We start from the raw sequence: 21,308 nt of genomic DNA on the forward strand, positions 1-21,308 counted from the left end.
CTTCATGCGGCGCGCCACACGATGCCGCGGCGCTCGTACTCGAACAGGGTCTCCACGGCGTGCGCGACCCGCGGGCCGAACGAGCGCTCCGCCAGATGCAGGGCCAGGTCCAGGCCCGACGTGACGCCGCCGGCGGTGACGAGGTCGCCGTCGTCGACGACCCGGGCCGCGACCGCGCGCACGCCCGTCGCCTCGAGCACCTCCAGGCCGAGGTGATGGGTCACCGCGTGGCGGCCCTCGATCAGGCCGGCCATCGCCAGGGCGAGCGAGCCGCCGCAGACCGCCGCGACCGTCACGCGCGGGTTGTCCATCGCGGCGCGCAGCAGCGGCGCCGCCGGCGAGCTCGCGAAGCGGGCCAGCAGCACCGGGATCGTCTCGACCTCGTCCGGGTCGCCGTCGACCGGGCCGCTGGCGCCCGGCACGACGACGTAGCCGGGCCGGCCGGGGTCGAGGCGGCCCGTGGCCCGCAGCGTGAGTCCGAGGGTGCCGCCGGCCACGGTGCGGGGGCCCTCGGCGGCGACGAGCTCCACGGTGAGGCCGCCGCCGGCCGCCTCCCCGGCCGCGGCCAGGACCTCAAACGGCGCGACGACGTCGAGCGGGTCGAACCCGTCGAACAACACGATCTGCGCGAACAGCATGGACACGATCCTCGGCGGGCACGAGCGGCGAGACCACGCCGGAGATGGACAGAAACCGGCGGGATCCGGCCGCGCTACGCTGCGCTTCGTGCATCGTGTCGTCGTCCTGGCACTGCCCGGGACCATCGCGTTCGACCTGGCCACACCCCTCGAGGTGCTCGGGCGCGGGCAATACAAGGGCCGGCCGGGGTACACCGTGGAGGTCTGCGGCACCGAGCCCGTCCTCGACGCCGGCCCGCTGCGCCTGGCCATCGACCGGGGCCTGGACGCCCTCGCGGGCGCGGACACCGTCGTCGTGCCCGGCCGCCACGACCCGCTGAGCCCGGTCCCGGCGGCGGCGCTGGACGCGCTGCGGGCCGCCGCGGCCGCCGGGGCGCGCCTGGCCTCGATCTGCGTCGGCGCCTTCACGCTCGCCGCGACCGGCCTGCTCGACGGCCACCGGGCCACGACGCACTGGACGGCGGCGAGCGCGTTCCGGGCCGCGTTCCCCGCCGTGCGGCTCGACCCCGGGGTGCTGTACGTCGACACTGGACAGTTCGTTACCTCGGCCGGGGCCACCGCCGGCGTCGACATGTGCCTGCACCTCGTGCGCCGCGACCACGGCGCCGCGGCCGCCGCCGAGGCGTCCCGGCTCGCGGTCTCGCCGCTGCACCGCGAGGGCGGGCAGGCGCAGTTCATCGCCCGGCCCGCAGCGCCGCCCGGCGGCGGGCTCGGCCCGGTGCTGCAGTGGATGCAGGAGCACGCCGAGCGCGACCTGACCCTCGCCAACGTCGCCGCGCGGGCCGGGCTCAGCGTGCGCACCCTCAACCGGCGCTTCCGCACCGAGACGGGCGAGACGCCGATGCAGTGGCTGGCCGGCGCCCGGATCCGCCGCGCGCAGGAGCTGCTGGAGACCACCGACCACGGCGTGGACCGGATCGCGCACCTGACCGGGTTCGCCTCGCCGACCAACTTCCGCGCCCAGTTCAAGCGGGCCTGCGGGGTCACGCCGCGGGTGTACCGCACCACCTTCCGCGGTCTGGTATGAGTGTCCGGTGACGAACGAGATCATCGCCGCCCTCGCCGAGGCCTGCCCGGGGCTGCGCGTCGACGGCGTGCGGGCGCTCGACGCCGGGCACACCAGCCGGCAGTGGGTCGCCGACACCGACGAGGGGCGGCTGCTGGTCAAGACGCCGGTGCGGGACAAGGACCCCGAGCACCTGCGCAAGCTCATCGCCACCACCCGCCGCGCCGCCGAGGGCGGGGTGCCGGTCGTGCGCTTCCGCGCGTTCGTGCCGCACAGCGCGGCCCTCGGGGCGCCGCTGCTCGTGCAGGAGTACCAGGAGGGGGAGCCCGCCGACGCGGCGTGGCCCGCCATGGACGCCGCGGCGCGCCTGGCCTTCGCCGAGGACCTCGGGCGGCTCGTCGCGCGGGTGCACGCCTGCACCGGGCCGTGGTTCGGCGACGTGCTGGGCGTCGAGCGCTACCCGGACGCCCGTGCCCACCTGCACGCGATCGTCGACTCCCGGCTGGCCAAGGCCCCCGCCGAGTTCACCGCCGCCGGCCGGGCCGGCCTGGGCGACGCGCTGCACCGCGCCGTCGAGGCCACCGCCCCCGCCGGTGAGGCGCCGGCGCTGACCCACGGCGACCTGTGGCGGCAGAACCTCATCCTGCGCGGCGGGCGCATCGCCTGCCTGCTCGACTTCGAGCACGGCCGGTACGCCGACCGCTTCCTCGACTTCGGCAAGCTCGACGAGCACGTCTTCCCGGAGGGCCGGGAGGCGTTCCTGGCCGCCTACGACGAGGTGTTCCCGCTCCCGGAGGGCTGGGCGGGCCGCGTCCGGCTCGGCAACGCCATCCACGCGCTCTCGATGGCCGTGTACTTCCTGCGGTGGGAGCCGCGGTTCGTCGCCGAGTACGTCGCGGAGCTCGACGCCTGGCTCAATTGAGGGGTACCGGCCACCCACCCGCGGGGGTATTGCCCGCCGGGCGCCCTGCGGCACCGTGGGCGGCATGCAGCGACTGGTGCTTCTGGGGGCCGCCGCCACACTGGCCCTGGCTCTGGCCGGGTGTGGCGGCGGCGCACCGGCCGCGGCGCCGAGCGGCGGCGCGGATCACGGCATGCTCGTCGAGGCCGCGCAGTGCATGCGCGACCACGGGTTCGCGGACTTTCCCGACCCGGTGCAGGCCGAGGGCCGCTGGGTGATCCCGCCGCCCGCCTCGGACCTCACGCCGCCGCCCGAGTGCCTGGACAAGTTCCGCGGCGCGAAGGGCACCGACCCGCGCCGGCCGCTCAGCGCCGACCAGATCGCCCAGCGGCGCACATGGGCCGAGTGCATCCGCGGCCACGGCATCCCGGACGTGCCCGACCCGGACGGCGAGGGCAACTTCGTCCTGCCGACCGGCGCCGCCCCGCTGACCGGCCGGCCGCAGTGGAACGAGGCCCGCGAGGCGTGCCGGTCGCTGGAGTGGCCCGGCGTGAACTTCGACAAGTGATGCCCGGCACACCCCGGCCAGTTCCGGCGGCGCGCCCGGTCTGCATCCCCCAATCGCACAGCGAAGGAGACGGGGACGACCATCGAAGACCGGACGCTGCTCGTGACCGGGGTCAACCGCGGCATCGGGCGGGCCCTCGTGCAGGAGGCCCTCATCAGGGTGCGCGGCGGGTGTACGCCGGGACGCGCCGCCCGTTCGAGCACCCCGACGGCCGGGTGACCCCGGTGACGCTCGACGTGACCGACGTCGCGCAGGTGCGGGCCGCGTCCGCCGCGATCGGCGGCCGCTCGCCGGCGGCTGGCACGGCGGGGTGAACAAGGCCCTGGAGCGCGAGCTCGCCGGATAGCCGGCCGGCGGCGGGGGCGTCGTACGGGCATTGCTGTCTGTGATCGGACCCCGGGGGTGGTGACGACATCCGATAACATCAACCCGTGCCGAGACACGGGGAGGGTCGGCATGTCGTCACCGCACGATCCCGGGCAACCGCCACCCGCGTCGCTGCCGGCGTCTCCCGCGTCGCCACCGCCGCAGTGGCTGCCCTCGCAGCCGGTGGCCTGGGCGCCGAAGCCCAGGCCCGCGCCGGCGGGTCCGCCTGCCCGGCCCCGCCGCCAGGTGCTCGCGTTCCCCGCCCTGGTGGCCGGGCTGGCCGCGATCGCCGTCGGGCTCACCGCCTACCTCGTCGCCGCCGTCCCGGCCAGCGAGCGGCCGGTCGCCGTCACGGCCGGCGACGACCCGGCCCGCCGCCAGGCCTATGACCTGCTCCTCGCCGCCACCGGCGCGCTGAGCGCGGCGCCCGGCCAGCACTACCACGGCGCCGTCACCACCACCGGCGGCCGCGAGGCCCGCGTCGACGGGCGCGTCACCCGCGACGGCACCACACTGTCCACCGTGGACTACGCCGGCGGCGGCCACGGCGACCTGCTCGACCTCGGCGCCGACGGCACCTACGCCCGCGGCGACGCCGCCTTCTGGGCCGCCGTGCGCGCACCCGGCCCGGTCGGCGCCTACGGCACCGGCTGGGTCCGCGTCGACTTCGACGCCGCCGGCTTCGATCCGCGCACCCTCATCCCGCCGGTCCTCGCCGCCGACCTGCTGCCCCGCACCGCCGAGGACGAGGCCGCGCCCGACCCGGCCGACCTGCCCCGGCTCGGCGACCCGGACACGATCGACGGCGTCGAGGCCCGCCAGGTGCGCACCGCCGGCGCCACGGTGTGGATCAGCACGAACGCGCCGCGGCCCCGGATCGTCCGCGTCGAGCCCGCGCCGGCGCCCGGGTCGCCGTCGCCGACCGGCGCCGCCCCCGCGCTCGACTGGGAGCCGCTGGACGGCGCGTCCCTGGCCGACTTCCGCCGCACCGCCGCCCAGCGCGTCGCCGAGCTCGACCGCGCCCTCGACTCGCAGGTCCGCCCGGCCATCGACGGCGACATCAAGGTCAGCGCGTGCGCCCCGACGTCGTGCGTGGTGGCGACGGTCACCGTCAGCAACAACGTCAACCTCCGCTCGCCGTACATCCACCCGGTGCCCCAGGTCAACGTCGAGGTCACGATCGAGCTGACCCTCGACGACAAGCCCCTGCACACCTGCACCGCGACGGTCACGATGCCGGCCAACGGGCGCACGACGGCGACCTGCACCACGTCGTACACGATCCACCACACGTCCGGCGGCGGCACGTACGAGATCGGGGCCCGGGCCAGCACCAGCAGCCGCGCCCTGACGAGCGCCGACGTGCACCGCCTCGCCGCGGCCGTCGCCGGTGAACCGCCCGCCGCGGCGGCGTCCCCGAGCGACCCGCCGCCGGCGTGCGCCCGCCCGGCCGGCGACGACGGCGGCCCCGGCCACTGGCGCACGGCCGGGCGCGCGCCGCAGACGGGCGGGCCGGCGTACCAGGAACAGGTCACCGGCGTCCGCTTCGACATCCGCTACCACCTGGGCAACCGCGACTTCGACGGCTACCGCCGCGAGGGCGGCGCGCACATCCTGCTCGAGGCCAAGCCCCCGGGCAGCGCCTGGCTGCTGTGGGGCGCCCGGGTGGCCCCGGACGGCCGGCTGGTCTACGCCGACGACGACGACAAGTCCGACACGGCGGTCGCCTGGGCCGCTCGCGCCCGCGCCAAGCTCGACGCCCAGCTCACCCAGCTGCGGGCCGAGCTGGACCAGATCCGCCCCTACGCCCGGCTGCGCGTCGTGGCCGCCGAGCCGGACGTGGTCGACAAGCTGCGCGCGCACGCCCGTGCCCAGCTGCCGCCGGACGACTTCGCGCGCCTGGAGTGGCGGGTGGAGCCGCCGGACCCCGCGTTCCCCGGCTGCCCCGGGTGAGCGACGAATCGCCCGGCGGGGGCATCAGCGTGGCGCCCGGCGACCTGCCGGCGATCGAGGCGCGGTGGGCGGGGTGCTGGACGCCGCCCGAGGTCGCCCGGCGCCTGGCCGGCATCGACGTGCCGTGGTTCGTCGCCGCCGGCTGGGCGCTGGACCTGTTCCGCGGCGAGCAGACGCGCGAGCACGGCGACCTCGAGATCGGCGTGCCGGCCGGGCGGTTCCCGCAGGTGCGTGAGCGCTTCGCCGGGTTTGCGTTCGACGCCGTCGGCGAATCGCGGATCTGGGAGTCGGCGGGCCCGGACGTGCTGCGCGCCACCCATCAGACCTGGCTGCGCGACCCGGCCACCGGCCGCTACCTGCTCGACGTGTTCCGTGAGCCGCACGACGGCGGCACGTGGATCTGCCGGCGCGACGAGGCGATCCGGCGGCCGTACGCCGAGATCATCCGGCGCACGGCGGACGGCATCCCGTACCTGGCTCCCGAGTTCGTGCTGCTGTTCAAGGCCAAGCACGCCCGGCCGAAGGACGAGGCCGACTTCGAGGGCGCGCTGCCGCGGCTGACGGCGCGGCAGCGCGCGACGCTGGCGGTGCTCCTGGCCCGGGTGCACCCGGGTCACGCCTGGCTCGACGCCCTGCGCCCCGTGCCCTGACGCGTGGCCGGTTCGCCGGCCGCGTGGGCCCGGGCGTCCACGGTGCCGATGGCGGCGAACAGCGCCCGCGCCGCCTCCCGGTGACCGGCGCCGAGGTCGGGGCGCCCGGCGGCCGCCCACGCCTCGCCCAGCAGCGCCTCGGTCCGGGCCAGGCCGATGCGGTACCCCGTCTTCTCGTGCACCGCGCCGGCCCGCTCCCCGGCGTGGATGGCCCGCCACGGCTCACCGCGGGCCAGGTGGATCGCGGCCAGGCCGGTCAGCGCGGCCCCCTCGTGCTGGTGGAACCCGGCCCGCTGGGTGAGCGCCACCGCCTGCATGGTGTCGGCCAGCGCCCGGTCGAGCTCGCCGAGGTGGCGGCGGGCCGCGGCGACGCCGATGAGCGCCTCCGCCTCCGGCAGCCGCTCGCCGGTCTCGCGGGCCATCGCCAGCGCCCGGTCGTGGCGGTCGGCGGACGCGGCGTGCCGGCCCATCGCGTCGAGCACCGCGCCCAGCGCGTTCAGCGCGTCGATCTCCAGGCGCAGCATGTCGGTGTCGCGGGCGCGGTCCAGCGCGGCCTGCGCCAGCTCCCGGGCCCGCTCGAGCCGGCCGGCGTCACGGTGCGTGGCGGCCAGGGTCCGCAGGATGTCGGCCTCGTTGCCGCGCCCGCCGAGCTCGCGATGCAGCGCCAGGGCCAGGGTGAGGTGCTCGACCGCCTCGTCGAGGCGGCCCAGCAGCTGGCACGCCTCGCCGAGGTTGCCCAGGACGTTGGCCTCGCTGCTGCGCGAGCCCATCCGGCGGCTGAGGCCGAGGGCCTCCGCGAAGTGCCCGGCGGCCAGCTCCAGCTGCCCGGACTGCATGCGGACCAGCCCGAGGTTGCCGAGGCTGACGGCCAGGCCGGCGAGCCAGCCGATGCGCCGGTTGAGGTCGAGGGCCTCGGCGATGCGGTCGCCGGCCACCTTGAGGTTGCCGGACTGCCAGTGCACCGCGCCGAGGTTGCCGAGGATGCTCGCCTGGCACTGGGCCCAGTCGGTGCGCCGGGCCGCGGCGAGGGCCTGCGTGAAGTGCTCGATCGCGAGGTCGTGGCGGCTGCGCCGCCAGTGGGCGTCGGCGATGCTGAGGTGGCTGACCGCCTGGGCCGCGAGGTCGTCGGCGGCGCGCGCGCACGCGAGGCTCGTGTGGGCGGCGCCGAGCCAGTCGATCGTGTTCATGCGCAGGTGGAAGTAGCCGCGCAGGGCGTCGGCGAGCAGCCAGGCGGTCGGGCGCGGGCCGTGCCGGGCGGTGTGCTGCACGGCGGCGACGAGGTTCGGCTCCTCCGCGTCGACCCAGGCGAGAGCCTGCGCGTGGTCGGCGAACTGCGGCGCCGGGCCGGGCGGGGGTTCGCGCCGCAGCGGCAGGCGGAGCTTCTCGGGGTACAGCAGGCGGGCGGCGGCGTCGAGGCCGAACAGGTAGTGGTCGAACAGGCGCCGGGCGGCGGCGTCGCGGTCGGCCTCGGCGTCCTCGGCGGCGCCGCGCGCCTGAGCGTAGAGGCGCAGCAGGTCGTGGAAGGCGAACCGGCCGGGGCCCGACTCCTCCACCAGGTGGGCCCGGGTCAGCTGCGGCAGCACCTCGGCGACGCCGGTCGCGTCGCCGCCGGCCAGCGCGGCGACCGCCCCGGCCGTGAAGTCCGGGCCGGGCACCAGCCCGAGCAGCCGGAACATCCGCCGGGCGGCGGGCGGCAGGGCGGCGTAGGACAGGTCGAGCGCGGCGGACACGGCGGTCTCGAGGTCGCCCTCGATGCGCAGCGCGGTCAGCCGGTCGCCGCCGCGCAGCCGCGCCACGTACGCGGCGATGCTCTGGTGCGGGTGGCACAGCAGGTCGGCCGCGGCGATGCGCAGCGCGAGCGGCAGCGCGCCGCAGAGGCCGACGAGCTCGTCGGCGGCGGCCGGCTCGGCGCGCGTCCGTTCGGCGCCGAGGATCCGGCCGAGCAGCTCGCGCGCCTCGTCCCCGGCCAGGACGTCGAGGACGAGCGGCCGGGCGCCCTCCCGGGCGACCAGGCCGGCGAGCTGGTCACGGCTGGTCACCACGGCGAGACAGCCCACGCCGCCGGGCAGCAGCGGGCGCACCTGCTCGGCGTCGCGGGCGTTGTCGAGCACGACGAGGATCCGGCGGCCGGCCAGCAGGGTGCGGTACACCCCGGCGGCCTCCTCGACCTCCAGCGGAACCCCGTCCGGGGGCGTGCCGAGCGCGTGCAGGAACCGGGCGAGCGCCTCAATCGGCCGCAGCGGGGCGCCCTGGGCGTAGCCGCGCAGGTTGACGTACAGCTGCCCGTCGGGGAACCGGTCCTTGACCCGGTGCGCCCAGTGCATCGCCAGCGCGGTCTTGCCGACCCCGGCGGTGCCGGCGATCGCCACCACGGCCGCGCCCAGCGGCTCGCCGTCGGCGCCGAGGAGGCCGTCGAGGCGGCGCAGTGCGGCCGCGCGGCCGGTGAAGGTGGGCACGTCCGCGAGGAGTTGGCCGGGCACGGTCGCGCCCGCGTTCGCGCTGGCGGGCGCGGCGCGGGCCGCCGCCGCGTCCGGGCCCGCGTCGACGGCGGGTCCCGGCTGCTGGCGCAGCACCTGCAGGTGGGCCGCGCGCAGCTCGTCGCCGGGTTCCACGCCGAGGTCCTCGGCCAGGCGGCCCCGGACGCCGGCCAGCACGCGCAGCGCCTCGGCCTGCTCGCCGCCGCCGGCCAGCAGCAGCGCCAGCCGGGCGTGCAGGCCCTCGTGCAGCGGCTCGTCGGGCACGATCGCCAGCAGCCGCTGCACCGCGACCGGGTCGCCGCCGGCGGCGAGCGCGAGGTCGGCGTACGCCACCGCGGCATCCACCCGCCGGCGGCTCAGCGCGACGGCGGTGCGGTGCTGGCGCAGCCGCAGATCCGCGCCGGCGAGCACCGGGCCGCGCCAGCAGTCCAGCGCCCGGCCGAAGTGCTCCTGCGCGTCGCCGGGGTCGCCGGCCCGGCGCGCCCGCGACAGCAGCTCCTCGAAGTGCGCCACGTCGAGCCCGGCGGCGTCCAGGTCGAGCAGGTAACCGCCCGGCGCCAGCCGGACGGTGCCCGCGGGGCCGCGCCGCCGGCGGCCGGGCTCCAGCAGCCGGCGCAGCTGCCCGATGTACACCTGAATCAGGTTGTGGCACGTCCGCGGCGGACTGTCCCACAGCACGTCGACGATCTCGTCGCGGGGGACCGCCTGCCGCGGATGGATGGCCAGCAGGCCCAGCAGCCCCCGCAGCATCGGGGATCCGGCGTCCACCGTCGCGTCGCCGCGGCGCACCGACATGGTGCCGAGCACCCCGACGTGCACCGGCGGCGGCGCGGACGGACCCTCGCCGGCCGGCGCGCACCGCAGGGCGTGCCGCTCGGCGTCGGAGAGGCCCAGCGCGCCGGCGAGCCGCTCGACCGAGTCGGCGCGCGGCCGGCGGACCCGGTTGTGCTCGATGTCGCGCAGCGCGCGCACGCTCAGGCCGGCCCGGCGGGCCAGCTCCTGCTGGTCGATCCCCGCGCGCAGCCGATACCGACGGAGTAAATCGCCCCGTTGCTCCATCAGCCCACGATTGTGCCGGAGATGGCGGTCGATGTCGACCACTATCGACGGGCGCCGGGGCGGGGCAGTCGGTACGTTCATGGGCATGACAACGACGGCGCCGACCGGGCGGGAGACGCGTGCACTGCTGGCGCGGGCGGCCGAGGCGCAGGCCGCCGCCGAGGCGATCGTCGACATCGTCGGCTCGGCCCGGGCGGAGGTCGTCGAGGCGTACGCGGTGGCCAGCGAGCCGCAGGTATGGACCGCGCTCGAGAAGATGTCGATCGAGACGGTCAAGGACACCGTGGACGGCCGGGCCCGGCTGGACGAGCTGCCCGCGCACGGCATCTGCTCGGTGGCCGACGTGCTGCGGGCCGGCCCGCAGCGGCTGGTCCGGGTGCCGGGGATCGGCGAGGGTACGGCCCGCAAGACCATCCACGCCGCGGAGCAGCTCAAGCGGGCGGCGCGGGACTCGCTGCAGTTCCGCATCGAGTTCGATCCCAAGGACGCGGACATGACCCGGCTGGTCCGCGCGCTGGCCACCTTCGGCGCGGTGTGGCACGCCGCCGGGGCGCACGAGGAGCCCGCCAAGCAGCTCGCCCCGCAGCTGGCCGAGCAGCGGCCGGTCGCCGCGACCGGCGCGGGCCGGCTGCGGCGGCTGTTCATGCGGGCGGCCGACCGGGCCGCCGCCGACGACGCCGCGGCACGGGTGCGGGTCCTGGTCGACGAGGCCGAGGTGAGCGGCCTGGTGCGCGCCGCCCGGGAGGCCCGCGCGGTCCGCATGCCGGGCGACAAGCGGATCTGGCGCGACTTCGAGCTGCGCTCGGCCGACTACTACGGGCTGCTCAGCCAGGTCGTCGGCCTCGGCGGGGACGTCGCGGCGAGCGAGGGCTTCCTGCCCGCCGACATCGTCGAGCGGGTCGGCGCGCAGCAGCTGGACACGTCGCGGCTCAACGACAGCCTGCGCCTGCGCGGCTACCAGTCGTTCGGGGCCCGGTTCGCCTTGGTCCAGCGGCGGGTCGTGCTCGGCGACGAGATGGGGCTGGGCAAGACCGTCCAGGCCATCGCGGCGATGGCCCACCTGGCCGCCCGCGGCGCCACCCACTTCCTCGTCGTCTGCCCGGCCAGCGTCCTGATCAACTGGGCCCGCGAGATCGCCCGGCACTCGACGATCCCGGTCGTCAGCCTGCACGGCAGCGGCCGGGCGCGAGCGGCCGCCCGGTGGCGGGCCCAGGGCGGCGCCGGCGTGGTCACGTTCGGCTCGCTCGGCGCGCTCAAGCTGCCCCCGCCCACGCCCGCGCTGCTCGTCGTCGACGAGGCCCACTACGTGAAGAACCCCGCCGCGCTGCGGTCCCAGGCCGTCAACCGGGTCGCCGCGCAGGCCGAGCGGGTGCTGTTCCTCACCGGTACGCCGATGGAGAACCGCATCGACGAGTTCCGCAACCTCATCGAGCACCTGCGCCCGGAGATCGCCGCCGGCATGGGCCCCGAGCACGCCGCGATCAGCGTCGAGGCGTTCCGGCGGGCGGCGGCGCCGGTGTACCTGCGCCGCAACCAGCCCGACGTGCTCACCGAGCTGCCGGAGCTGGTCCAGGTCGACGAGTGGGAGGAGTTCGGCGCCGAGGACGGGGCCGCCTACCGGGCCGCGGTGCAGGAGGGCAACTTCATGGCCATGCGCCGGGCCGCCTTCGCCGTGGCCCGCCCGCGCGACTCGGCGAAGCTGACCCGCCTGCTGGAGCTGTCCCGGGAGGCGATGGCCAACGGGCGCAAGGTCGTGGTCTTCTCGTACTTCCGCGACGTGCTCGGCACGGTCTGCGACGCGCTCGGCGCCGCGGCCCGCGGCCCGATCACCGGCTCCACGCCGGTCGCCGACCGCCAGCGCGTCGTGGACGAGTTCACCGCCGCGTCGAAGCCCGCCGTCCTGGTCTGCCAGATCGAGGCCGCCGGCGTCGGCGTGAACATCCAGGCCGCGTCGGTCGTCATCCTGTGCGAGCCGCAGGTCAAGCCGTCGATCGAGGCCCAGGCGATCGCCCGCGCCCACCGGATGGGCCAGGTCCGCACGGTCCAGGTGCACCGCCTGCTCATCGCCGACTCGGTCGACGAGCGGATGATCGAGCTGCTCGGCTCGAAGGCGCAGCTGTTCGACGCGTACGTGCGGCACAGCACCATCGCCCAGGCCGCACCCGGCGCCGTGGACATCTCCGAGGTACAGCTGGCGCGGATGATCGTGGCGCAGGAGCAGCAGCGCCTGTCCGGCGGTGAACTGGCCCGCGCCGCCGGCTCAGGAGCGTAGGCCGGCGCGCTACCAGGCCGACGTGGAGCGGACATCAGTCGTCGATCCGTCGCCCGGACCACTGCTCGATCAGCGCCAACGCCTCGTCGCGGGGCACGTTCGCGTGGTTGGCGGCGCCGAGCCATACCGGCGCCGTCGCGCCCGACCGCCACACCGCCACCAGTTCACGCCCGCCGGCGCCCGCGTGCAGGCTGATCCGGCTGATGTCGGACCAGGGCATCGTCCGCCCGAGCATGACCACGCCGTCCGGGCCGGCGTAACGGCCGCGCCGGTGGTGCGCCTCCACCGCCACCAGAGCCGTCCCGAGCAGCGCGAACCCGGCCCCGGTCCCCATCAGCCACCAGGACTGCGCGCTCGGCCCGCGTTCGAGGTCGCCGACGGCCAGCTGGATGCCGAAGACGTACGGGATCAGGACGAACGGCGCACAGATGAGGACGAACCAGCGCAACGGCCGGGGCTCGGCCGACGCTCCGAACCTCACTACGGTCACGGCCCGGCTCACATCTTCTCCATGCTCCAGCGGATGACGTTCCAGGACGGGCCGGGCAGGTGCAGTGTGCAGCGGCCGGCGTCCGTCGGTGGGGCCGGGCGGCTCGTGGGCGTCACCGCCTCGGGGGAGTCGGCGGTGTTGACGGCGTCGCCGGCGGCGATGGTCAGGTGCTCGACGGCGCGCATCGCGGGCAGACCGCGCAGGTCGACGTCGACGGGCAGGTCGGTGTCGGAGCGGTTCACCGCGAAGAGGGTCAGTTCTCCCCGTTCCTCGTCGTGGACGGCGACCGCGGACAGCGACGGGACCTCGCCGTAGCGGCGGGTGTCGTGGGACGGGCCCGTGGGCTCGACGCGCAGGACCGTGCCGCGGGCGTGCGCCGCGGTCAGGGCGAACGGGTGGAAGATGGTCTGGCGCCAGGCCGGGCCGCCGCCGGGTGCGGTGCGGATCGGGGCGATCACGTTGGCCAGCTGGGCCTGGCAGGCGACGCCGACGCGGTCGGCGTGGCGCAGCAGCGTGATGAGCAGGTCGCCGACGACGACGGCGTCCGTGGCCGTGTAGTCGTCCTCCAGCAGCGGCGGGGCCGTCGTCCAGCCGGGGCGGTCGGGGTCGGCGGGCCTGGACATGTACCACACGTTCCACTCGTCGAAGGCGATCTTCAGGCGGCGCGGGATGCGCAGGCGGGCCGCCACGTGGTCGGCGGTTGCGGCGACGTCGGTGATGAACAGGTCCATGTCGACCGCCGAGGCGAGCAGGCTCGGGCGGTCGCCGTCGGTCGGGTCGTAGTAGGCGTGGGCCGAGATGTAGTCGACGTGCTCGTAGGTGTGTTCCAGGACCGTGGCCTCCCACGCCGCGAAGGTCGGCATGCCGCGGCCGGAGCTGCCGCACGCCACGAGGCTCACCGAGGGGTCGATCAGCTTCATCGCGCGGGCCGTCTCCGCCGCCAGGCGCCCGTACTCGGCGGCGGTCTTGTGGCCGATCTGCCAGGGGCCGTCCATCTCGTTGCCCAGGCACCACAGGCGGATGCCGTACGGGTCGCCGCCCCGGCGGTCCGACAGCGCGGTGCCGCCGGGGTGGTTGGCGTACTCGAGCAGGTCGCACGCCTCCTGCACGCCCCGGGTGCCGAGGTTGACGGCCATCATCGGCTCCACGCCGGCCAGCCTGGCCCACGTCATGAATTCGTCCAGGCCGAACGCGTTCGTCTCGATGGTCTTCCACGCCAGGTCCAGGCGGCGGGGGCGCTCGGCGACCGGGCCGACGCCGTCCTCCCAGCGGTAGCCCGACACGAAGTTGCCGCCCGGGTAGCGCACCACCGTCACGCCCAGCTCGCGGGTCAGGGCCAGGACGTCGCCGCGCAGGCCGGTGGCGTCGGCGGCCGGGTGGCCGGGCTCGAACACGCCGCCGTAGACGCAGCGGCCCAGGTGTTCCACGAACGAGCCGAAGAGGCGGCGGTCGGCCTCGCCGATGCGGAACGCGGGGTCGATCACGATGGTGGTCGTCTGCACGCCCACATGGTGTAGCACACCGCCGCCGCCACCGGTCGCGGGGTGGCCGATGCCTCCGGCCACCCCGCTCAGCCGGTCAGCAGTGGCTGGAGTGGTCGCAGCAGGCGTAGTACTGCGTCGAGCAGTCGGCGGCGTGGTACACCTCTTTGTAGCAGCCGCTCCCGCAGTACACGCACTCCCACCACGGCCGGCAGAACGCCTGCGCGGTGGCGTTCGGCAGCAGCCGGCTGAGCATGCGCTCACCCATCCGCTCCATGGCCTTGATCATCCCGTGCCTCCTTCCGACGCGATCCGCCGGCGCCCTGCCGGCGGCTGCCCCGCGGCGACGGGCGCCGCGGGAGATCTGAGTGGCCATCGCCGGACGACCACGCCCACCAGGGCGGTGCCCGGCAGGTAGCCCAGGTGCCGCGAGTCGCGGCTGAGCCGGGCGTTGTCGCCCTTCACGACGAGGCGACCGGCCGGCACGACCGGGTCGGCCGTCGCGGCCAGCGCGGCGAACGTCGCGCGGGGCGCCGGATCCCCGGGTACGGCGACGGCGCGCTTGACCATCAACGCGCCCGTGCCGCCGCCGGGATCGCCGTCGACCGGCTCGGCGAGCACGACCAGCTGGCCGGCGCGAACGGCGTCGAGCGGCACCCGCCGGACGAGGACCCGGTCGCCGTGGTCCAGGGTGGGCTGCATGCTCAGGCCGGCGACCGTGACGAACAGCAGCCGGCGGCGCAGCAGTACGGTCACGGCCAGCAGGCCGGCGACCCCGCCCAGCGCGCCGAGGGCGGCGGCCGTCATGACGGCGCCCCGGCGGGGGCCGGCTGCTCGGCATACCCGCGGGCCTGGAGCTCGAACAGTTCGGCGTACCGGCCCCGCCGCGCCACCAGGTCCGCGTGGCGGCCGTCCTCGATCACCGCGCCGTCGGCCAGGACCACGATGCGGTCGGCGTCGCGGACCGTGCTCAGCCGGTGCGAGATGAGCAGCGTGGTACGCCCGGTGCGCCGCGCCCGCAGGGTGGTGTGCACCTCGTGCTCGGCGCGGGCGTCGAGCCCGGCGCTCGGCTCGTCCAGGATCATGAGGTCGCGGGTGTCCCGCAGCAGCGCCCGGGCCAGGGCCACGCGTTGCCACTGGCCGCCCGACAACAGCACCCCGTCCTGCGGGTCGTCGCCCGGGGCGCCGCGCATGAAGATCCGGGTGAGCAGCGTGTCGTAGCCCAGCGGCAGGCGGTCGAGCACGTCGTGGACGCCGGCGCGGCGGGCGGCCGCCTCGATGCGCGCGCGGTCGTCGAGCGAGCCGAGATCGCCGACCGCGACGTTCTCCGCGGCGCTGAGGTCGTACTCGGCGAAGTTCTGGAACACCGCGCCGATGCGCTCGCGCAGCCCGGCCGGGTCCAGCTCGCGCAGGTCGGTGCCGTCCCACCGGATCGATCCCCGGTCCGGGTCGTAGAACCGGCACAGCAGCTTCACCAGCGTGGACTTGCCGGCGCCGTTGAGCCCGACCAGGGCGAGCGTCTGTCCACAGGGGATGAACACGCTCACCCCGCGCAGCACCCACGGCTGGTCGGCGTCGTAGCGGAACCAGACGTCGCGCAGCTCGATGCCGTGCCGCAGCGGCGGCACCGGCGGGGGAGACGCCGGCAGCGCCGGGCCGGACCGGGTGGCGAGCACCGCCCGGAGATGGTCGAACAGCGACAGCGCCTGGTGCATCCCGGTCGCGCTCTGCACCGCGCCGGACAGGCTGCCCTGCACCCCGGCCACGGCGGCGACGAACATCGACACGTCGCCGACCGTGCTGCCGCCGCCCGCCGCCCGGACGAGCATCCACCCGAGGCCGCCCGCGCTGACCGCCGCGCCCAGCAGGGCCAGGGCGCCCTGGCGGCGCAGCTGCCGCCGGCCCAGCGCGCGGTTGGCGGCGTTGACCGCGGACAGCTCGGCCAGCATGCGCGCGCCGAAGAAGTCGCCGAGGCCGAACAGCCGTACCTCCATGGCCACGTTCGGCGTGCTGAGCAGCCGGGCGTAGAAGAACTCCCGCCGCTGGCCGTGGCCGACCCGCCACATCAGCGCCGCCTGCTCGGCGCTGAGCGACAGCTGCACCCACACCACCGGCACCGCGGAGGCGAGCACCACCGCGGCGATGAGCGGGGTGAGCGCGGCCAGCGCCGCGAGCAGGCCGGCCGCGGTGAGCAGCGCCTGCACCATGACCAGCGCGTTGGTCACCAGCATGCCGGGGCCGCCCTTGCAGGCCCGCTCGGCCAGCAGCAGCCGGTCCTGGAAGCGGGAGCTCTCCAGCCGGGCGAGTCCGGGCAGGGCGTTGACCGCGGCGTACAGGCGGGCCAGCGCGTCGACGCCGGCGCGCCGTTCCAGTTCCGCCGAGGCGTAGCGGGCCGCGTGCGGCAGCACCCCGGTCACCAGGCCGGCCACCGCGAGCCCGGCGGCGAAGGGCAGCAGCGCCGGCCAGGCCGACCCCGTCGCGGCCAGCCGGTCCAGGACGACCTTGGTCAGCCAGGCGGTGGCCACCGGCGCCGCCGCACCGGCGGCGGTCAGCGCCACCAGCGTCAGCACGCACCCCGGCGCGGCCCGCCAGGCGAGCGCGAACGCGGCCCGCGCGTGGCCCAGCGCCACGCGGACGCCCAGCGGCGCCGGCCCGGCCGGGCCGCGGCGCGCCGACGTCACCGGCCCCTCCCGGTCCCGCTGCCCTCCAGCGCCGGAAAGTCGATCATTTCGGACCCGGACGCGACCACCGCGCCGTCGCGGTCGAGCAGGCAGTAGGCCGGCAGCCCGTACACCTCGAACGCCTTGTGCACCGCGGCGCCCCCGTGCGGCTCCCGGACGATGCGGGCGACCGGCGCCAGCTCGGCACGCATCTCGGTCACCTCGTCCGGCTCGCCGATGAGGACGGCGAGCACCTGGCTGCGGTCGAACCCGCCGCGCACCGCGTAGGCGAGGAAGTCGGGCATCCGCTCGCGGCAGGCCCCGCACTGCGGCGTGAAGAAGCCGACCAGGCCGCCCAGGACCGACTCCCGGCTGACCGGTTCGCCCTCATCGGTGACCGCGTCGAACGGTGCGGGCATCTTCCCGGCCGGCAACAGCGTCGGCGGCGACTGCTGGCCGCGGGGCCGCGGCGCGGCGGCCGTCTGCCGCAGGCGCTGGAGGATGCCCATCACCAACACGAGGTTCACGGCCGACACGGCGCCGACAAGCACCAGGGCGGCGGTCAGATACACCATGATTGAGGCTCCCGTCGTAGTGGTCTTCCGGTCCCGGAAGGGAACGGTCAGGGGTCGCGCAGGGCGGTGCGGAACAGGTACGCGACGTCGTCGCCGCGTACCACCAGGGCGGCCAGCAGCGCACCCGCGGCGACCGCCACGACCACGCCGTCCGTGCGCAGGTCGTGCGGGCCGGGGCGGCCGGCGGCGAGGGCGCCGAGGACGGCGACCCCGGCGAGCAGGAGGTTGCGGACCTGGTATCCCCGGCCCATCGGCCGGTCCGATCCGGTGCCGAAGCACACGCACGGTATGGGTGCGCCGCGCGCCAGGGTCACCTGGATGCCGGCCGCGAACCCGGTGGCGAGGACGGCCGCCGCGGCCAGCCCGTACGGCGCGGTGCCCGGCACGGCGGCGAGCACCGCGATGCCGGCCTCCGCCGCGGTCAGCGCCACCGCCACCGGGATCCGCCGGCGGCGGGCCACCAGCCGGCCGGTGACGAGCGTGTCGGCGAACGCGCGCAGCGCCGCGCCGCTGCGCGCCTTGCCCCCCACGGCGGCCGCGAACACCACGCTGACCAGCACAGAGCAGCCGATTGCGACGTAGTCCACCGTTCCCCCGTTCGACCGGTGCCGCCTCTGCAGCGCACGGTACGGGGGACGGTGTGCTCCATCGCTGAACGTCGACTTGAGGCCGCATCCAGCCGCCCGCCCCTGGTCAGGGCGCCGGCGCCGGCGGCACCGGCAGAATCCGGCAGCAACCGGCAGCAACCGGCGGCAGTTCGCGGCACCATCCGGCGTGACGAATGGCGTAACGCGTTGTTCATATTCCCGTTAGAATCCGGACGGCCATCAATGGATCACGGGGGTTGACCGCGGGCGGAGGCGCCCAACATGCACGTGCAGAGCGAACCGGAGACGCTGGTCCGGCAGGCGTACGCGGCCATGCGGCGCCGGCCGCCGGACTACCACGCCGCCGTCGCGCGGCTGGACGAGGCCCTGTCGGTGCGGGGCGACGACGCCGAAACCTACCTGGCCAAGGCGATCTGCATGCTCGCGCTGGACCGGCCGAAGACGTGCCGCGAGCTGCTCGACGCCGCCGGCCGGCACGACGGCGGGCTGCTCGCGCCGCGGCTGCGGCTGGCGCACCTGGAGCTGGCCCGCGTGCTGCTGCGCCGGCACGCCTACGACGACGCGATCGAGGCCCTCGACGGCGCCGGGAACGATGCGCTGTGTCGCAGCGTCCGGGCGTACACCCGCAAACACCTCGGCGGCGACCCGCACCTGACGCTCGCCGAGCACGAGCGGGTGGTGCGGTGGCTCACCCGCCGGGAGCTCGACGCCGCCGAGCGGGCGCTGGGGCAGCGGCGCTACACCGATGCGCTGCACGCCTGCGACGCCGCCTCCCGGGTCGACGACCGCGGGTCGCGCCTGGCCCGGCTGCGGGCGACCGCGCTGCGCCGGCGGGTCGGCGACGCCCTCGACGACGGCTCCGCCCAGCTGCGCAAGATGCACAACCACCTGACCGCGGCCCGCGGCTGGCTGCACCGGGCCGCCGAGGACCCGGACGAGCGCGCCGAGTGCGCGGCCGAGGCGCGGGCGATCGAGGAGCTGCAGCAGCGGGTCACCGCCGCGTTCTGGCGGGCCGAGGTGGCCGCGCTGCGCTCACGCTTCGACGCCACGTGCCGCATCCACAACGAGGCGCGGATGACGTACGTCGAGTCCGGCGTGTTCCGCGCCTCGATCGCCGGGCTGCGCACCGACGCGGAGCGGCTCGAGCGGCGGCTGCCACCGGACAGTGACGCCCGCGGGCCGCTGGCGGTCCTGGTCGGCGAGATCCGCCAGGTGCAGCTGCGGTTCCGGTGACGTCAGTGCGGGCGGGCCGCCCGGTGCGCGCGCAGCACGTCGCCGCCGAAGTCGGACGCGGGGCGGCGCAGCACGGTGTGGGCGTGGTTGCCGTCCTCGGCCGTGTTGTCGTACTCGATGAGCAGATCGGGGCCCTGCACCCGGTAGTAGTGGCGCCCGCCGCGCTCGGCGGGGCCGTGCCAGGTGAACTCCAGCCGGTCGCGGTCCACCCGGGGGGCGATGTCGGCGGGCAGCCCGGTCGAGGTAGACGGCGACGAGCTCGTCGAGGCGGCCGCGCGCCGCGTCGGGCAGCTCCCCGGCCGCGAACCCGGGCGGCGGGGGCGAGACGTCGGCCCGGGGCCCGCTGAGGATGTCGGGCGGGGCCGTCGCGGTCCGCACCACGCGCGGGAGCATGTTGCGCGGTACCGCATCCAGCACCGCCCAGCCGAGGTCCGCCTCCGGGGCGAGCGGCGCCAGCACCGGCCGGCCCCGGTAGGCGGTGACGAGCGGGTTGGCGCCGAGGAACACCGGCGTCGGGTGCACCGCGTCGCCGTCGAGCGTCATCGTCACCGACAGGTGGTGGCCCTCGAAGCGCCACCCCCAGCGCGTGCCGGGCGCCGGTGTGCCGAACACGGCGACCCAGTAGTCGGCGCTGTGCCGCCCGCGCCGGTAGCCTTCGGCCCGGTCCAGCACCTCCTCGAGCGCCACGATCGCCATCGCCTGCGCGAACGCGTGCGGGGCGAGCCCGGTGGCCAGCAGCCGGTGCGCGGCCTTGCGCCCGTCGTCGCCGAGCTCGCCCAGCCCGACCCCGGGCCGGTACGGCGTGGGCCGGTACTCGATCCACCGCCGCCGCTGCTCGTCGTCGAACGGTACCTGCACGCGCTCGGGCGCGGCCCGCAACAGCCCGGCCGCCTCCCTGCGCATCGCCTCCGCAGTCGTCACGCCTCAGTGTCCCTCAGCGAACCCCGTGCATACGGGCGCGGATCCACGGCGTCAGCGCGGCGATGACGGCGCCGAGGACGATGGCGGCGCCGCCGAGGACGGCGAAGTACGGCACCTCGCGCGCGGGGGAGTAGTTGGTCGCGAGGGCCCCGGCGGCGGCCGTGCCCAGCGCCACGGACAGGAAGAACAGCGCCACCATCTGGGTGTGGAACGCGGCCGGGGCGAGCTTCGTCGACAGCGACAGCCCGACCGGCGACAGCAGCAGCTCGGCGACGCTCAGCACGAAGATCACGCCGATGAGGCCGAGCAGCGGCGCGCCGCCCGGGCCGGTGCCGGCCATCGGCAGGAACAGCAGGAACGCGACGCCCATGATGACCGTGCCGGCGGCGAACTTGACCGGGGTCGACGGCTGGCGCTCGCCGAGGCGGGTCCACAGCGCGGCGAAGACGCCGGAGAGCACGATGATGAAGACCGGGTTGATCGACTGTACCCACGACACGGGCATCGTCCAGCCGAAGAGGTCACGGTCGAGGCGCTGATCGGCGTAGACGGTCAGGACCGTGAACTGCTGCTGGTACAGCGACCAGAACCCGGCGCTCGCGATGAACAGCGGGATGAACGCGAGCACCCGGTCCCGCTCGGTGCGCTCGAGGGACCGGCCGGCGAGGATGACGACAAAGTACGTCACGGCGGCGACGGCGCTGAGCACCACGACGATCGTCGCGAGCCGCCGGGCGGCGAGCACCCCGGTCGCGGCGAGCACCGCCACCAGCGCCACCGCGGCCGCGACGAGCCCGGCCACGAGCGGGATCCGGGCCGGGGGCAGGGGGTGCGGGACGTCGTTGGCGGAGTCCGGGAGCCGTTTGCGTCCCAGGGTGTACTGCGTGAGCCCGATCGCCATGCCGGCCGCCGCCAGCCCGAAGCCGTAGTGGAACCCGAGCCCGGTCTGCGCGAGGCCGGTCAGCAGCGGCCCGGCCAGCGCGCCGACGTTGACGCCGAGGTAGAACAGCGAGAAGCCGGCGTCGCGGCGCGGGTCGCCGGCGGCGTAGAGGGACCCGACGAGCGAGGTGGCGTTGGCCTTCACCCCGCCGCTGCCGAGCGCGACGCAGACCAGGCCGAGACCGACGCCGGGCAGGCCCGGTACGGCGGCGAGGAAGACGTGACCGGCCATCACCAGCACGGCGCTGCCGAACAGGACCCGCTCGGCGCCGGCGACCCGGTCGGCCAGCCACGCGCCGCCGATGGTGGACAGGTAGACGAACCCGCCGTACGCCCCGACGATGCTCGTCGCGGTGGCCTCGTCGATGCCGAGGCCACCGCGGGAGCCTTCGTAGTACAGGTAGATCAGCAGGATGCCCTGCATGCCGTAGAACGAGAACCGCTCCCAGAGCTCAACCCCGAAGAGGTTGGCGAGGACCTGCGGCTGCCCGAAAAAGGTCGGCATGCCCGG

The 21,308-nt window shown here is 76.0% G+C and carries 18 protein-coding genes and 1 pseudogene; 8 read left to right on the forward strand and 11 right to left on the reverse strand.

Annotation, left to right across the window (positions count from 1 at the left end):
* Nucleotides 1–2 precede the first annotated feature (2 nt).
* Nucleotides 3–638 carry a DJ-1/PfpI family protein gene (locus ACQEVU_RS23920; protein ID WP_433327110.1) on the reverse strand — a complete coding sequence of 212 codons (636 nt, stop codon included), beginning with the start codon at nt 636–638 and terminating at the stop codon, nt 3–5.
* 88 nt (nt 639–726) lie between these two features.
* Here ACQEVU_RS23920 and ACQEVU_RS23925 point away from each other — a divergent pair, with 88 nt between their 5' ends.
* The 6 genes from ACQEVU_RS23925 to ACQEVU_RS23950 all read left to right on the forward strand — a co-directional run bounded on the left by ACQEVU_RS23925 (nt 727) and on the right by ACQEVU_RS23950 (nt 6,082).
* On the forward strand, nt 727–1,665 hold the full coding sequence (locus ACQEVU_RS23925; RefSeq protein ID WP_433327112.1) for a GlxA family transcriptional regulator: 939 nt from the start codon (nt 727–729) through the stop codon (nt 1,663–1,665).
* 7 nt (nt 1,666–1,672) lie between these two features.
* Entirely contained in the window at nt 1,673–2,566 is an 894-nt protein-coding gene (locus ACQEVU_RS23930; RefSeq protein WP_433327114.1) for a phosphotransferase family protein, read from the forward strand.
* Nucleotides 2,567–2,630: 64 nt separating this feature from the next.
* Nucleotides 2,631–3,113: a hypothetical protein gene (locus ACQEVU_RS23935; protein ID WP_433327116.1), complete on the forward strand. Its 483-nt coding sequence runs from the start codon at nt 2,631–2,633 to the stop codon at nt 3,111–3,113.
* A gap of 170 nt (nt 3,114–3,283) precedes the next feature.
* The gene (locus ACQEVU_RS23940; RefSeq protein ID WP_433327118.1) at nt 3,284–3,427 is read left to right on the forward strand and encodes a hypothetical protein; all 144 of its coding nucleotides are present in this window, start codon (nt 3,284–3,286) and stop codon (nt 3,425–3,427) included.
* Between the two features lie 298 nt (nt 3,428–3,725).
* Nucleotides 3,726–5,432, forward strand: a complete 1,707-nt coding sequence (locus tag ACQEVU_RS23945; protein WP_433327120.1) for a hypothetical protein — start codon at nt 3,726–3,728, stop codon at nt 5,430–5,432.
* Complete coding sequence (locus tag ACQEVU_RS23950; protein WP_433327122.1) at nt 5,429–6,082, forward strand: nucleotidyltransferase domain-containing protein; 654 nt, start codon at nt 5,429–5,431, stop codon at nt 6,080–6,082. The genes ACQEVU_RS23945 and ACQEVU_RS23950 overlap by 4 nt, the downstream gene beginning before the upstream one ends.
* On the opposite strand, the gene ACQEVU_RS23955 is transcribed toward ACQEVU_RS23950, so the two are convergent.
* The gene (locus tag ACQEVU_RS23955) at nt 6,046–9,618 is read right to left on the reverse strand and encodes a tetratricopeptide repeat protein (RefSeq protein WP_433327124.1); all 3,573 of its coding nucleotides are present in this window, start codon (nt 9,616–9,618) and stop codon (nt 6,046–6,048) included. The two genes, ACQEVU_RS23950 and ACQEVU_RS23955, sit on opposite strands and share 37 nt — an antisense overlap.
* An 85-nt stretch (nt 9,619–9,703) precedes the next feature.
* Here ACQEVU_RS23955 and ACQEVU_RS23960 point away from each other — a divergent pair, with 85 nt between their 5' ends.
* The gene (locus ACQEVU_RS23960) at nt 9,704–11,890 is read left to right on the forward strand and encodes a DEAD/DEAH box helicase (protein WP_433327126.1); all 2,187 of its coding nucleotides are present in this window, start codon (nt 9,704–9,706) and stop codon (nt 11,888–11,890) included.
* A 34-nt stretch (nt 11,891–11,924) separates the two neighbouring features.
* On the opposite strand, the gene ACQEVU_RS23965 is transcribed toward ACQEVU_RS23960, so the two are convergent.
* From ACQEVU_RS23965 to ACQEVU_RS23995, 7 genes are all read right to left on the reverse strand, one after another.
* The gene (locus tag ACQEVU_RS23965) at nt 11,925–12,380 is read right to left on the reverse strand and encodes a hypothetical protein (RefSeq protein WP_433327128.1); all 456 of its coding nucleotides are present in this window, start codon (nt 12,378–12,380) and stop codon (nt 11,925–11,927) included.
* A gap of 8 nt (nt 12,381–12,388) precedes the next feature.
* Entirely contained in the window at nt 12,389–13,882 is a 1,494-nt protein-coding gene (locus tag ACQEVU_RS23970) for an alpha-N-arabinofuranosidase (RefSeq protein WP_433327130.1), read from the reverse strand.
* Nucleotides 13,883–13,958: 76 nt separating this feature from the next.
* Nucleotides 13,959–14,150, reverse strand: coding sequence for a hypothetical protein (locus ACQEVU_RS23975; RefSeq protein ID WP_433327132.1), 192 nt, complete (start codon nt 14,148–14,150; stop codon nt 13,959–13,961).
* Complete coding sequence (locus tag ACQEVU_RS23980) at nt 14,147–14,668, reverse strand: S26 family signal peptidase (protein ID WP_433327134.1); 522 nt, start codon at nt 14,666–14,668, stop codon at nt 14,147–14,149. The genes ACQEVU_RS23975 and ACQEVU_RS23980 overlap by 4 nt, the downstream gene beginning before the upstream one ends.
* Nucleotides 14,665–16,542, reverse strand: coding sequence for an ABC transporter ATP-binding protein (locus ACQEVU_RS23985; protein ID WP_433327136.1), 1,878 nt, complete (start codon nt 16,540–16,542; stop codon nt 14,665–14,667). Before ACQEVU_RS23985 ends, ACQEVU_RS23980 begins: the two co-directional genes overlap by 4 nt.
* Nucleotides 16,539–17,096: a TlpA disulfide reductase family protein gene (locus ACQEVU_RS23990; protein ID WP_433327138.1), complete on the reverse strand. Its 558-nt coding sequence runs from the start codon at nt 17,094–17,096 to the stop codon at nt 16,539–16,541. Before ACQEVU_RS23990 ends, ACQEVU_RS23985 begins: the two co-directional genes overlap by 4 nt.
* A 47-nt stretch (nt 17,097–17,143) precedes the next feature.
* The gene (locus ACQEVU_RS23995) at nt 17,144–17,683 is read right to left on the reverse strand and encodes a MauE/DoxX family redox-associated membrane protein (RefSeq protein WP_433327140.1); all 540 of its coding nucleotides are present in this window, start codon (nt 17,681–17,683) and stop codon (nt 17,144–17,146) included.
* A gap of 282 nt (nt 17,684–17,965) precedes the next feature.
* Here ACQEVU_RS23995 and ACQEVU_RS24000 point away from each other — a divergent pair, with 282 nt between their 5' ends.
* Nucleotides 17,966–18,937 (forward strand): hypothetical protein, encoded by a 972-nt coding sequence (locus tag ACQEVU_RS24000; protein ID WP_433327142.1) that lies wholly within the window; start codon nt 17,966–17,968, stop codon nt 18,935–18,937.
* Between the two features lie 2 nt (nt 18,938–18,939).
* Here the strand turns inward: ACQEVU_RS24000 and ACQEVU_RS24005 are convergent.
* Both ACQEVU_RS24005 and ACQEVU_RS24010 read right to left on the reverse strand, forming a co-directional pair.
* Nucleotides 18,940–19,840: pseudogene (locus tag ACQEVU_RS24005) on the reverse strand (DUF3500 domain-containing protein).
* Between the two features lie 31 nt (nt 19,841–19,871).
* Nucleotides 19,872–21,302 (reverse strand): peptide MFS transporter, encoded by a 1,431-nt coding sequence (locus tag ACQEVU_RS24010; RefSeq protein ID WP_433327144.1) that lies wholly within the window; start codon nt 21,300–21,302, stop codon nt 19,872–19,874.
* Nucleotides 21,303–21,308: the final 6 nt, after the last annotated feature.

Source organism: Dactylosporangium sp. CA-139066 (assembly GCF_050936175.1).
GTDB lineage: Bacteria > Actinomycetota > Actinomycetes > Mycobacteriales > Micromonosporaceae > Dactylosporangium.

Excerpts from the sequence above, each read along its gene's own strand:
- ACQEVU_RS23935 (WP_433327116.1), top strand. The coding sequence starts at position 2,631 with ATGCAGCGACTGGTGCTTCTGGGGGCCGCCGCCACACTGGCCCTGGCT.
- ACQEVU_RS24010 (WP_433327144.1), bottom strand. The coding sequence starts at position 21,302 with ATGCCGACCTTTTTCGGGCAGCCGCAGGTCCTCGCCAACCTCTTCGGG.
- ACQEVU_RS23975 (WP_433327132.1), bottom strand. The coding sequence starts at position 14,150 with ATGATCAAGGCCATGGAGCGGATGGGTGAGCGCATGCTCAGCCGGCTG.
- ACQEVU_RS23955 (WP_433327124.1), bottom strand. The coding sequence starts at position 9,618 with ATGGAGCAACGGGGCGATTTACTCCGTCGGTATCGGCTGCGCGCGGGG.
- ACQEVU_RS24000 (WP_433327142.1), top strand. The coding sequence starts at position 17,966 with ATGCACGTGCAGAGCGAACCGGAGACGCTGGTCCGGCAGGCGTACGCG.
- ACQEVU_RS23990 (WP_433327138.1), bottom strand. The coding sequence starts at position 17,096 with ATGGTGTATCTGACCGCCGCCCTGGTGCTTGTCGGCGCCGTGTCGGCC.
- ACQEVU_RS23980 (WP_433327134.1), bottom strand. The coding sequence starts at position 14,668 with ATGACGGCCGCCGCCCTCGGCGCGCTGGGCGGGGTCGCCGGCCTGCTG.
- ACQEVU_RS23920 (WP_433327110.1), bottom strand. The coding sequence starts at position 638 with ATGCTGTTCGCGCAGATCGTGTTGTTCGACGGGTTCGACCCGCTCGAC.
- ACQEVU_RS23960 (WP_433327126.1), top strand. The coding sequence starts at position 9,704 with ATGACAACGACGGCGCCGACCGGGCGGGAGACGCGTGCACTGCTGGCG.